The 12157-nt window shown below is 44.5% G+C and carries 12 protein-coding genes; 8 read left to right on the forward strand and 4 right to left on the reverse strand.

What is annotated here, in order from left to right; translation table 11 throughout:
- Positions 1–972: 972 nt before the first annotated feature.
- The 7 genes from DW938_RS04760 to DW938_RS04790 all read left to right on the forward strand — a co-directional run bounded on the left by DW938_RS04760 (position 973) and on the right by DW938_RS04790 (position 6682).
- Positions 973–1491, forward strand: a complete 519-nt coding sequence (locus DW938_RS04760; protein WP_022287931.1) for a MotA/TolQ/ExbB proton channel family protein — start codon at positions 973–975, stop codon at positions 1489–1491.
- Complete coding sequence (locus DW938_RS04765) at positions 1488–2084, forward strand: cache domain-containing protein (RefSeq protein ID WP_038672047.1); 597 nt, start codon at positions 1488–1490, stop codon at positions 2082–2084. Before DW938_RS04760 ends, DW938_RS04765 begins: the two co-directional genes overlap by 4 nt.
- A 14-nt stretch (positions 2085–2098) precedes the next feature.
- The gene (locus DW938_RS04770) at positions 2099–2617 is read left to right on the forward strand and encodes a hypothetical protein (protein WP_118124047.1); all 519 of its coding nucleotides are present in this window, start codon (positions 2099–2101) and stop codon (positions 2615–2617) included.
- 115 nt (positions 2618–2732) lie between these two features.
- Positions 2733–3581 carry a patatin family protein gene (locus tag DW938_RS04775; protein WP_181984372.1) on the forward strand — a complete coding sequence of 283 codons (849 nt, stop codon included), beginning with the start codon at positions 2733–2735 and terminating at the stop codon, positions 3579–3581.
- Positions 3582–3596: 15 nt separating this feature from the next.
- Positions 3597–4454, forward strand: a complete 858-nt coding sequence (locus tag DW938_RS04780) for a metallophosphoesterase (protein ID WP_118124049.1) — start codon at positions 3597–3599, stop codon at positions 4452–4454.
- Between the two features lie 2 nt (positions 4455–4456).
- On the forward strand, positions 4457–5746 hold the full coding sequence (locus DW938_RS04785) for a Sapep family Mn(2+)-dependent dipeptidase (protein ID WP_118124050.1): 1290 nt from the start codon (positions 4457–4459) through the stop codon (positions 5744–5746).
- 96 nt (positions 5747–5842) lie between these two features.
- Positions 5843–6682 carry a prephenate dehydrogenase/arogenate dehydrogenase family protein gene (locus DW938_RS04790; protein ID WP_118124051.1) on the forward strand — a complete coding sequence of 280 codons (840 nt, stop codon included), beginning with the start codon at positions 5843–5845 and terminating at the stop codon, positions 6680–6682.
- A 46-nt stretch (positions 6683–6728) separates the two neighbouring features.
- On the opposite strand, the gene DW938_RS04795 is transcribed toward DW938_RS04790, so the two are convergent.
- The 4 genes from DW938_RS04795 to DW938_RS04810 all read right to left on the reverse strand — a co-directional run bounded on the left by DW938_RS04795 (position 6729) and on the right by DW938_RS04810 (position 9802).
- On the reverse strand, positions 6729–7934 hold the full coding sequence (locus DW938_RS04795) for a hypothetical protein (protein ID WP_118124052.1): 1206 nt from the start codon (positions 7932–7934) through the stop codon (positions 6729–6731).
- A gap of 79 nt (positions 7935–8013) precedes the next feature.
- A complete protein-coding gene (locus DW938_RS04800; RefSeq protein ID WP_117876559.1) occupies positions 8014–8490 on the reverse strand; it encodes a peptidylprolyl isomerase in 477 nt (158 codons plus the stop codon).
- Between the two features lie 35 nt (positions 8491–8525).
- Positions 8526–9035, reverse strand: a complete 510-nt coding sequence (locus DW938_RS04805; RefSeq protein ID WP_118124053.1) for a hypothetical protein — start codon at positions 9033–9035, stop codon at positions 8526–8528.
- 62 nt (positions 9036–9097) lie between these two features.
- A complete protein-coding gene (locus DW938_RS04810; protein ID WP_118124054.1) occupies positions 9098–9802 on the reverse strand; it encodes a hypothetical protein in 705 nt (234 codons plus the stop codon).
- 400 nt (positions 9803–10202) lie between these two features.
- Between DW938_RS04810 and DW938_RS04815 the strand changes: the two genes are divergently transcribed.
- A complete protein-coding gene (locus tag DW938_RS04815; RefSeq protein ID WP_118124055.1) occupies positions 10203–12080 on the forward strand; it encodes a hypothetical protein in 1878 nt (625 codons plus the stop codon).
- Positions 12081–12157: the final 77 nt, after the last annotated feature.

Consider the following 12157-nt stretch of genomic DNA (forward strand, 5'->3'; position numbering starts at 1 on the left):
ACATTTCTGCAATTGTTGCATTTTTTATGCAACAAAAGTGGTGATTTTCGGGATAAGTATAAGGGTATTATCCCGAATCGAATATCCTGCAAGGTAGCAGTGTATGAGGACACATTCTGAGAGCGTGAGTTAGGTGAACACGATGAGAGGTTCTGATCGCACAGAAAAGCACTTCCTGCACCTTGTTTGAAGCTTGAAAACTGAATAAAAATCGTACAAAACCACAAAATTACGGCAACAAATCTGTAGGGGCGAACAGCGTTCGCCCGTCGAAGAAACAAGTCCACGATTACAACCATTATAGGACAGAACAAAAAACTATCCTATCACGCTTGTAGGGGCTGGCGCCCTCGACAGCCCGCTCTTTCTTGCCCATTGAATTATCGGGGAATATCACAATAATGTACCTCGAAAATAATTTGGCATCAAAGATACAACAATCACAGCATTACACCTTCGAGTGGGCTGTCGAGGGCGCCAAGCCCCTACAATGCTGAAATTATGCAAATTCTGAACACGGGCGACACAAGGTCACCCCTACAGTTATTTGGGTTAGTTTATTCCTCCGCAAAATCGCTTCGCTCTTTGCGTATCTACGTTTTGCTATGGGATAGAAAAGCGGTGCAGATTTTATACTCCGATATCAATTTTATCTGATATTTGACTTCTATATGCTTTTGATACTACAATCTGCACCTTGTCGGCTTGCGCCGAATGAGGCTCTGCCTCATACTCCGCTAGGGGCTTTGCCCCTAGACCCCACAATGGGTTTCACCCCTTGACCCTGACCAGGGACGTGTCCCTGGACCTTTTGCTCGCTTCGCTCGGTGCTTTATTTTACTTTATGCTTGTAATTTACTTTGGTCTGCTATGCTCATTCCTCATTCCTCCCCTCCTCACTAAAAATCCGCCCCCACATCTTGCAATTTACCTCAAAATGTGCTATCATTATCTCTATAGGGGGTCTTATCCATGAAAAAACTCTTTTCCGTAATTTTTATGAACTTTTTCGGCTTCGACATGATAATTTTCTTGGTTGCAGTCGCGACCGCCCTCGTCTTTTATCTCACTAAAAAATCGGCTGATGTTCTCTACAACAAGCTTCATCTTAACATCTTCGTTCCCGACTCAGGTGCTTCCCGCCGTCAGGCTGACAGCGATATTTCGGACATTCGTGAAACAGATATCGTTTCTATGCGCAACCGAACAGGAAGCCTTTATTCTCTGTTCGTAAATCTCACAGGGATTTTCCCTCTCTTGGGTATCCTCGGCACTGTTATCTCCCTCCTTGGTATGGTGGGCGATATGACAAACGTTCAGGATAATTTCTATGGCGCTTTGACCTCCACTTTTTGGGGACTTGTTTTTGCTATAATCTTCAAATTTCTTGACGGCATAATCTCTGCAAAAATAGAGGATAACGAGAAAAATGTTCAGCTCTATCTTGAAAGAAACAACGCTGAACATTCCCAAAGCGGTGAACAGCCATGAATGGTTTCAGGAAAAATAAGGGCATAGTCCTTGAGCTGACTTCCCTGCTTGATGTTATCATGATAATGCTTTTCTGGGTCATGACCGATGTTTCCGCATCTGCCGACAGTCAGAAAGAGGACGCAAAAGCTCAGGTGCAGGCTGTCACTCAACAGCTTGAGGAGCAGAAGCAAAAGTCCGCTGACGAGCTTGAAAAGCTCCGTGAGGATATGCAAAAGCAGATAGATGAAGCCTATAAAAAGGCTGAGAGCATTAACAGCAATGCCGCAAAAAATCAGCAGGCGCTTGACGGCTACACTCAGGGTATGCTTATCTCACTTGATATGCGAAATGAAAACGGCTCTGACAAGCTGTATATTTCCCGAAATGATGAGGATATTATGACCGTGACCCCTGATGAAGACATCTCAGGCAGGCTCATATCTCTTTTTGAAGGACTCGGTGCGGCAGACGGTGAAGTAATGCTTGCGGCAGTGGTCTATGACGGTGACGCTGTGCTTTATCGTAACATGAGAATAGTTGAAAACGCTGTGCAGGCTGTGTCAGACAAATACGAAAATGTTTACTTTACATACATAAACACTTCCAAATAGAAAGGACAATAAAAATGAGTATTCAGAACGATGTTGAAAAGCTCTACCGCAGTGACCTTGAAAAACAAAGACAAAAGCAGAAAAAGAAAAAGAAGAAAAAGCTTCTTGGTATCATGCTGATCGTCATTATCATTGCGGCGCTTATTCTTATAATGCAGTATCTTGGACTTGGACTGGGCGGCGGAAAAGGCGAAGGCTCAGGGGACGGCAAGGACGCAAGTGCTTCCTCCAATGAAGCTTCCGTTACTACCACAACAACAGCAGCTCCAAAGGAGTTTTATGACATCAAGGTTTCAGGAAGCACTTATATAATCGACGAGCGTGTGGTAGATCTTAAAAGTCTTGTTTCCACAGTGAAGCTTATGAGCGACAATGTTATCGTAAGGATAACAGACGACAACGCTACAAAGAACGCCATGGACGAGCTTAAAAAGGCTCTTACCGACGACGGCAGAGAGTTCACAGAAACAGTTCTTGACAATTCAGCTTTGGATAACAGCAGGGCAGATACAACATCTGAAGCCGTAAGATAAAAACTGTATGGGCGAACATCCTTCGCCCGTTTTCTGCATAATTTTAAATGATACAGATATAAAATAAAATTGGGGACGGTCAAGCCGTCCTCTTTTCAGAAACAGAGGTAATATCATGCTTGGACTTACTTTAGAGGGCGGAGCCAGCAGAACGGTCTATTCCTGCGGAATAATGGACGCTCTGCTGGAGGATAAAATAATAGCCGATTATGTTATAGGCGTTTCGGCAGGAGCAGCTTTCGGCGTTTCTTACTGCTCAGGGCAGATAGGCAGAAATCTCCGCCTTGCAACTGAGTTTATGGGAACAAAGAAATACATGGGTGCAAGACATCTTATCGACCCGAAAAACCGATGCTACTATAACCTTGATTATGCCTACAATGTTGTGCCTAATGTTGAGCTTCCCTTTGATTATGAAGCCTACAGAAACTTCAAGGGCAGATTTTGTGCAGTTGTTACAAACGTAAAAAACGGCAAGGCTGAGTACATGGACGTGCCAAAAGATGACACCCACTGGAATTTGCTTAGAGCAACCTGTGCGCTTCCTCTGCTTTTCCCTGAGATAGAGATAAACGGCGAAATGTATATGGACGGCGGTATATCAGATTCAATACCATATATGCAGGCAATAAAAGCAGGCTGTGACAAAAATATCGTTGTGCTGACACGACCAAAGGGCTATGTTAAGACCCAGGAGCCTGCCACAAAGCTTGCCATGAAATATTATCACAAGCACCCTGAATTTGCCGAAGCCCTTGCCACAAGAGCTGAGAGATACAACAAATGTATCGCAGAGCTTATGGAGCTTAAAGCGGAGGGGAAAGTCTTTGTTTTCACACCAAAGACCACCTTCGGAGTAGGCAGGACTGAGGGCGACCCTGCAAAGCTGAAAAAGCTTTATGATTACGGCTACGCCCACGCAAAATGGGCAATGGACGACCTGAAAAAATATCTTTGCAAGTAGGAATGAGGTAATAAAATGTCATACAAGCTGCCGCTTTTTGCTGCCGCCGCATTTCTGGGCGGTTATATGCTTATTTCCAACAGACAGCTAAGGGTGAACGAATATGAGCTGAAAGTATCAAAGCTCCCTGAAAATTTTGTTGGTAAAAAGATACTTCTTCTTGCAGATCTTCACAAGAAGCGTTACGGGGATAATTTCAACAATCTGGTGAATTCCTGTATTGCCGCCGAGCCTGACTTTATTTTCTTTGCAGGTGATCTTTACAGCCGTGATGAAACGGACATGATACCGAAGCTTGCCCTTATGAAAAGGCTAAAACATATTGCACCGACCTATTATATTTTCGGTAACCATGAAACTGACAACATGGATAATGCCGAAGCCCTTGCTTTGAAACTCACCGAATGTGGAGTACACATTCTGAGAAACAACATGGAGCAGATAAAAATAGGTGAGGATCACATCAATATATACGGCACTCAGCTTCCCCAAAGATTTTACCGCAACGAAGATTTTTCACATCACGACCTGCCGCAAATTACAAAGGACGAGCTTACAAAGCTTTTAGGCGAGCCTGACAGGAGCGAATGTAACTTTTTGCTTTCGCACACACCGCTGGCTTTCCGTGCTTATGCGGACTGGGGAGCAGATGTGACTTTTTCGGGTCACTGTCATGGGGGAGTTATAAGATTGCCTTTTATTGGCGGAATACTTTCTCCCGAACGGAAATTCTTTCCACGATACACAAAGGGCATTTACGAGCTTGACGCTGAACAGGGCTTGGCTAAGCTTGCTGTTACGGCAGGGCTTGGTAAATTCAGGCTGAATAATCCCTCGGAAATAATGATTTGCACACTTGAAAGGCAGGAATAAATATGTATCAGAAACAATTTGCAGAATATTTTGACAAGCACATGGAGGAGATCCTACGTGACCTAGACGAGATTATTTCTATTGAGAGCGTAGGTGACATAAACGCCCCTGTTAAGCCATTTGGCGAGGGTTCTCGCAAGGCTCTTGACTGGGGAAAGGCTTATCTTGAAAAGCTCGGCATGACAACAAAGGACTTTGACGGCTATGCTGTTCACGGTGATTTTTACCAAAATGGAGAATGTAAGCTTGCTGTGCTTTCACATCTTGACACTGTTCCCGCAGGCGAGGGCTGGAGCTATCCGCCTTTCAAGCTGACTAAAGCTGACGGAAAGCTTTTCGGCAGAGGAACAATTGACGACAAAGGTCCGAGCGTTGCGGTGCTGTGGGCTGTAAAGGCTATCAAAGAGCTTAACATTCCTATAAAAAAGAACTTCCGTGTTATTTTCGGCGGCAATGAAGAGGGCGGCTGTGAGGACATGGAATATTATGAAAGCAAACAGCCTTTCCCTGAAATGGTGTTCACCCCCGACGGCTCTTTTCCTGTGCTCAACTGCGAAAAGGGCATGGTGCATCTTACATTCTCTGCTGAATTTTCAGATGATAAGATAGCTGAGATAAAAGGTGGAAGCGTTATAAATGCTATCCCTGACAAGTGCATTGTGAAGTTTGCTGACGACTGTGAGAAGGTCATCAGAGGAAAATCGTCACACGGGTCAAGACCTGAAAACGGCGACAATGCGGTGACAAAATTTGTGGCAGAATATAAAAATAAAAATGCTCTCCTTGGTGGGTTGGCTGAGCTTTTCCCACACGGAGAATGCAACGGAAAATCCTGCGGTCTTGGTTTTTCAGACGATGTATCAGGCGAGATGACCTGTGCGCTGACTATCCTTAAAACTGAGGGTGGCAGGCTTCATGGCGGTATCGACATACGCTTCCCTATTGACAAGACGCTCGCTGAGATAAGCGGTATCATAACTTCGGCACTGGAGAGCAAGGGCTTCAAGGTGGACGAGCTTGACGGCATGGAGCCGCATTATGTGGACGAAAACAGTGAATTCGTTCAGACCTTGTTAAGGGTATACGAAAAGGTCAAGGGCGAAAAGGGAAAATGTATCGCAGAGGGCGGAATAACCTACGTTCACAACACAAAGGGCGGAGTTGCGTTCGGTGCGGAATTTCCTGAGGAAAACAACAATATGCACGGAGCTGACGAGCATATTTCCATGGAAACTTTCAAAATAAATCTGAATATGTACGCTAATGCTATTGCAGAGCTTTGCGGTGAATAATTGGGTGTGCATGGCTCTTGACAAAGTGTGATTTTAGTGATATACTTTATTACATAAAAGCTTAAAAGCGTAAAAGCAAAGGGAGCATGACGGACAATGAAGATTTGTATAGTTGGACTTGGACTTATAGGCGGTTCGCTTGCCAAGGCAATAAAAAAGAACACTCACGAGAGCTGTTTCGGTATAGATATTGACAGGGGAACGATAGCAGGGGCGCTGGCACAGGAGGCTATCGACGGTGAAATGACCATTGACGACCTTGCAGGCTGTGACGTCGTTATCGTGGGACTTCACCCTGAGGCTACCATAAAATTTATCACGGAGAATGCAGGTAAGTTCAAGAAAGGCGGTATCGTTCTTGACACTTGTGGAGTAAAGGGCGAGATAGTCAGAGCTGTAGAGGGCGTTTGCATTGAAAACGGCGTAAACTTCCTCGGCTGTCACCCTATGGCAGGACGTGAATTTTCAGGCTTTGCATACTCGGTGGACAATCTTTTTGAAAAAGCAAGCTTTATAATGACGCCTACTGACAGAACGCCTATGAGGGTGGTGCAAGATATATCAAGGCTTGCATATAATATCGGTTTTGCAAAAGTCGTTGTATCAAACGTTGAGGAGCATGACAGCGTTATTGCGTTCACTTCTCAGCTTGCTCATGTTGTATCAAGTTCCTATGTAAAAAGCCCTAGTCTTTTAAAGCAGGCAGGCTTTTCGGCAGGATCATTCAAAGACCTTACGAGAGTGGCTAAACTCAACGAAGATATGTGGACGGAGCTTTTCCTTATGAACCGTGGTCCACTGGTGGACGAGATAGAGCATATAATCGCAAGATTAACGGAATATCGTGACGCTATTGCAAATAATGACGCTCAAAGGTTGCATGACCTGCTTAAAGAGGGTCGAGAGCTTAAGGAATTGTCTAATAATAGCAAATAATAAAATAAAGCGGTGTCAGAGTTCAATTCTCTGCACCGCTTTTTGTTTATTCTTCTGTTTCTTTATCTGTGTCTGTATCGTCGTCTGTATTATCAGTTTCTTCCTGCTCTTCATTTTCGTCAGGCTCGGACAAATTGGTATCGTCGCTTTCGTCTGTATCGTGGATATCTTTATCATTATCCTTGTTGGCTGACTTATTGTCGCCTACTGTTTTGTTTTTCACTATCATAAGATACTCAGCGGCAATAAGAGCTACGCACAAAACGCAGACCACGCCAATAATAACGCCCATTGATGAACCGCCCTTTTCTTCCGACACCGGACTTGCGGCTTTTGAGGTCGCTTCTGCTTCTGAGCTTTCAAGCTTCACGGCTTCAGGTTCTTTTATCACTATTTTAAAATGCCCTACTGAGCCGTCCTTATAAACAATATCTATCTTTGTTTCGCCTGTGCTGAGGGTCTGAAACTTGCCGTCCTCGAATATAAGCACTTCACCGTTGGCTACTGTTACGCTTTCAACATCTGTAAGCCCTATATCCTCTGGTGCGATAGGGTACTTGGAATAGTCAACGTCTATTTCGATATAATCGCTGTTGTCCTGCTGAACGTCTGCAGCGTCCTGATACTTGACGATACCGTTCTCTACCTGATTTGATATGGCATTGAGGTTTTCGTCATCAAGGGAATTTACTGTGAGATAAAGCACTGTTGAGGTGAGCTTTTCGTCTGCGACTTTGAAATGAAGGGTCGCATAATCACCGTCAAAGTCTGTGCCGTCTGCGTTCACATAGTTATATACAAACTTACCTGCAAAGGCGTTGTCAACTGCCATGCCCCCTGCTTTATCGTTGGTTTCGCACTTTTCAAACTCTACAAGGCTATCGTCATAGCCCACGGAGATAGATGCGTTTGAGATAAGATGATCGGACTGGATATTTATTTTCGCTGTGAACTTTTTGTCCTTTACCTCGCTGACCACAAGCTTTACAACTGTCGGCGTAGAAGTCGGAGTGTCCGGAACATAGGAATAAGATGTGGTAGTTCCCCATGTGGTGGTTTCCCATGTCTGAGCTGTGGTAGTTGTAGTCGTTTCAGCGTCCTCCCGCTGAGGCTGAGCGGTAGTGGTTGTTTCCGGTACAGGATCTGTGGCTGGCACATCGGTTGTCACAGGCGTTTCGGGATCAGCGAAACACACTGAGGTCATTGCCATGACCGCTGCAAAAAATCCCACTGTTACTTTCTTGAAATCCATTATTTACTCTCCTGATATTGTTTTTGCCGTAAACAAGGGCTGCCGCCATAAAGACCGCAGCCCATGATTTTCCTTTTTATTAGTCCTCAATAAGAGTTACTTTCTTCATGACCTGATCTACAAGCGGCTTATCGTTGAAATTTACGTCAACTGCTGCGATCTCGTCAACAACGTCCATGCCCTCGACTACCTTGCCGAATGCTGCATACTGACCGTTAAGATGAGGAGCGTCCTGGTGCATGATAAAGAACTGTGAGCTTGCTGAATTTGGCATCGCTGAACGTGCCATTGAGATAACGCCTCTTGTATGCTTGAGGTCGTTACGAACACCATTGGCAAGGAACTCGCCCTTTATCTTCTCTTTTGCACCGCCCATGCCTGTTCCCGTCGGGTCGCCGCCCTGTATCATAAAGCCTGAGATAACTCTATGAAAAATGAGCCCGTCATAGAAGCCCTCTTTAACAAGCTTCTCAAAATTTGCAACTGTGATAGGCGCAACGTCAGGATAAAGCTCGATCTTAATATTCTTTCCATTTGCCATTTCTATATTTACCATGTTAATATTCTCCTTATTATTTGTTAATACAAAATTTACTTTGATTTTGGCAGCTCGCCACGTTTATTTTTCTCCATAAGATCATTGAAATACAACGTGACAGGAGTCGGAACTTTCTTGAAAAGTCCCTTTTTCTCAACCTCGTCACAAACGATATAATCTCTTTCACCGTCATTATTTACGCAATAGATCCTGTCTGTTTTATAGAAGCCACCGTTGCCGTCATCTCTGTTCTTATCAAAACAGCCGAAGATATCCTTTGCCATAAGCTCGCAAAGTCTGAGTATCTTTTCATAGTTGGTATGCTCGCTCCACTTTTCAAGCTCTTCATGGAAAAACTGCTGGACAGGAACGTCATTGACTTCCATTTTTCTTATTATTCTCGCAAGGCATATAGAAGCGTCCTGATCGGTAAGCTTATCAAGTCTTGCATTCTTATAATCAAGTATATACTCATTTAATGTAGCATAAAGCAACTTATCATACTGAAACGGCTTGCCTTTGCCTGAAAACTTTATGATAGGGTTATCGGTATTGATCTTCAATTTTATCTCTCCAATTCAATTTATTCTGGCAATACCCCTAGTGACTGCCTTTACCCCCCCGATCATCTGCCATATTTTTCGTTAAATTCCTTCACCTTCTGCGCCAAAAACTCTTCCGATACTGAGCCGATAGCGTCGTCGTCCTCGCTGTGGTCAACAGAGCCAAGACCCTCCACAAGAGCCTCATCGACGGATATTCCCTTTATATCCTTATACTCTGCATAGTCCTCAGGCTTTTTTGCATAAGGAAGCTCAGCCACCTTTGCGGCTGTGGTCTCTGCACTTATGGCTTCGATATTGCCTGTATCACGCTTCTCCTGGGCCACTTTCTCGTCATGTATCCTATATATCTCCTCAAGCTTTGAGTCGATACCCTCAACGGACGCCACGCTTATATCCTCCTTATGAGAAGCTACAAATCTTGCGTGTTCCTCCTCATAAAGCTTTTCATACTCGCTCTGGGCATCGGTTATCTCAGCCTGTCCTACTGGGTTCACGTCGTAGTCGGCATAGGTCTTTACGGGATCGTTTTTCTTTTCAGCCAGCTCTTTTTCAAGCTGCTCCATCTTGCTGCGGATAGTTTCCGGCTCTATGGTATCGGTTATCTTCTCAGCGTGTACCTTATCGCTGTTGGACTCCTTCACAAAAGCCGTATCTCCGCCTGCTCTCTTCACAGGAGTGTTCCATATATCATCAGCATTTATCTGCTGCTTTTTAGGCTGTGTCGATGTTTTGGGCTCGGAGCTTTTTCTGCTGAACAGACCCATAAGATCTCCCCCTTTTTTATTGGCATGATGATCTGATATCGGCATTTTATGCCTGACATCTTATACTTATTTATTATACAATATTTTCACCAAAATTGCAAACCTTTTGACAGTTACTTTTTGTACGATTTTTTAAACTCTTTTTGTGCATTTTGTTTCGCATTAATATAATATAAATATAAAATTCACGTTTAGTTAATGTAATTTATACTAATATTTGCTATACTATATTTGTTAAGTTATTTATTTTGTTAATTAAAAACAAAAAACAAATTAGTTTAAGAAAACTATTTTTGGCATAAAGATACACAAAAATACCCGATCGTGAAGAAGATAACACGAATAAGAATGGTAAAAGCTTAAGTATATATGAAGTAAATTCATGGAGGAGGATATATTTATGACAAGACCGTCACTTGGGATAACGGCAATGGAACTTTTTGCCTGCAATCCTTTCAGGGTGCTCGGCATAGCCGTTGACACTCCTACTGCTGATGTCACGCTCACATACAAAAAGTTGCTTGATATGGCGGCTAAAGGTGACACGGCTGATTATGAAACGCCTTATGATTTTGATTTTCTGCCGCCTTTCTCCCGTTCCGAAAAGGATCTGAAGACGGCTTATGCAAAGATCGCCAGCAACGGATACAGATGCTTCGCATTCTCTGATCCTATATTTTCGGCTTCCCTGAACATTGATGACGTTATGCTCAACCTGAGAGATATTTCATGCTATGACTGTTTCCTCAGATGTTATATGTGGCTCATCACCAATGACAGAGATTTTGAAGAGCCTGAGCTTTGGATACCGCTTTGTCAGTACATAGACAAGATGATAATGTCAAGCCCTGAGCAATGGGATAAGTATTTTGACCATCGTTTTCCTCAGGATATGCTTGACGGCTCAATGTCTGCGCTGAGGTCTTTCTATGCCACATTCTGCGATATAATTCTGCTTCCTATCAAGGAAATGGTAAGAGGCTCTATGAAGTGCAGAACCGCAATGGAGATACTTAAGATCGCAAAGGTGGACGTTGACGAGGTATTCCCTGACATTGACATTCCACAGGCTAACCTGCCTAAGAGGGGCGAGCCTGCGCCGAAGCTCAAGATCGCTGTCAAGGACGGCGAGGAATACTATGATGTTACAACAGGCAAAATGGTAAGCTTTGAGGGCGACGAGGATTCTGCTATCGAGAGCAACGATTTCTCTGCGGCTGCAAGCTCCATTTCTGCTGACGCTATCGTTGGCGAGGACGGTCCTGACAGCGAGCCTATACCTGACGAGCCTGAGGAAAATCCTGAGCTTAAGGTAGTTCCGCCTCCAGCTCCCGTTCAGCCTGAACCTGCGGCAGTACAGCCTGCACCAGAGCCAGAGCCTATACCTGAGCCACAGCTTGCTCCTGCACCTGCACCGACGCCTGCAGAGGACATCCAGTCTGCTCCTGTATTCAACACAAAGCCGATGGCTCAGAGCGGTATTCCCGGCGAGATAAACGCACCTATAAGAAAGAGAAAGATCTTTATTCCGGGACACGAGGGCATTTCAGGCTCTGCACCTGCAAGCCAGCCTGTTTCTGCTTCTGTTCCGCCAGTTTCACAGCCTGCACCTGCTCCAACGCCTGTTCAGACAGCACAGTCTGCACAGCAGACAGTTTCAGCACCTGTGTACAGCCAGCCTGCTCCACAGCCTGCGGCGGAAGTTCCGAAGCCTGCGGCTAAAAAGCCATACAAGAAGGCGAACAAGGGACTTACTTCCCTTATCGATACAGTTGACGAGGCGATAAACGACACCTCGGACATAATCCTTACTGACGAGGCTGAGGAAGAGGAAAACCTCTACACTGACACTCTTATCAAGATGCTGAGGGCAAACCGCTCAAACAATCAGCTTATGAAGAGCGTTGACACAAAGCATATTTACGACAATGGTGACAGCCTTGGCAGACCTGAGGAAGCAGAGCTTTCTATGGACGCTATCAACATGAAGAAAATGGACAAGAGCCTGCTCAATTCTTCATATGATAACATCAGCACCAAGGAGACCGATCCTAAGAAGCTTCGTGAGGAAAAATACCGCAACATCAACATCAATGATATGCTCAATCCAACAGTAGGAAGCCAGATGCACAAAGAATACACTCCGGACGCTATCGAGGAATTTGTTAAAGCTAAAAAGCAGGAAAAGTCCGCCATAAAGGGCGTTTGGAAGCTTCTTGGCGTTCTGTCGCTTTTGCTTATTATTTATCTGGTACTGCTTTACACGGGGCTTATTTGATGACGATATAAAGTGTGGGAGAATATCCGCAACGTGGTGTAACGAAAAAGAATCAGTAAACAAGACGTCGGGCAAGC

Origin of the sequence: Ruminococcus sp. AM43-6, from assembly GCF_003461785.1 — a bacterium.
In the GTDB taxonomy this organism is placed as follows: Bacteria; Bacillota; Clostridia; order Oscillospirales; family Ruminococcaceae; genus Hominimerdicola; species Hominimerdicola aceti.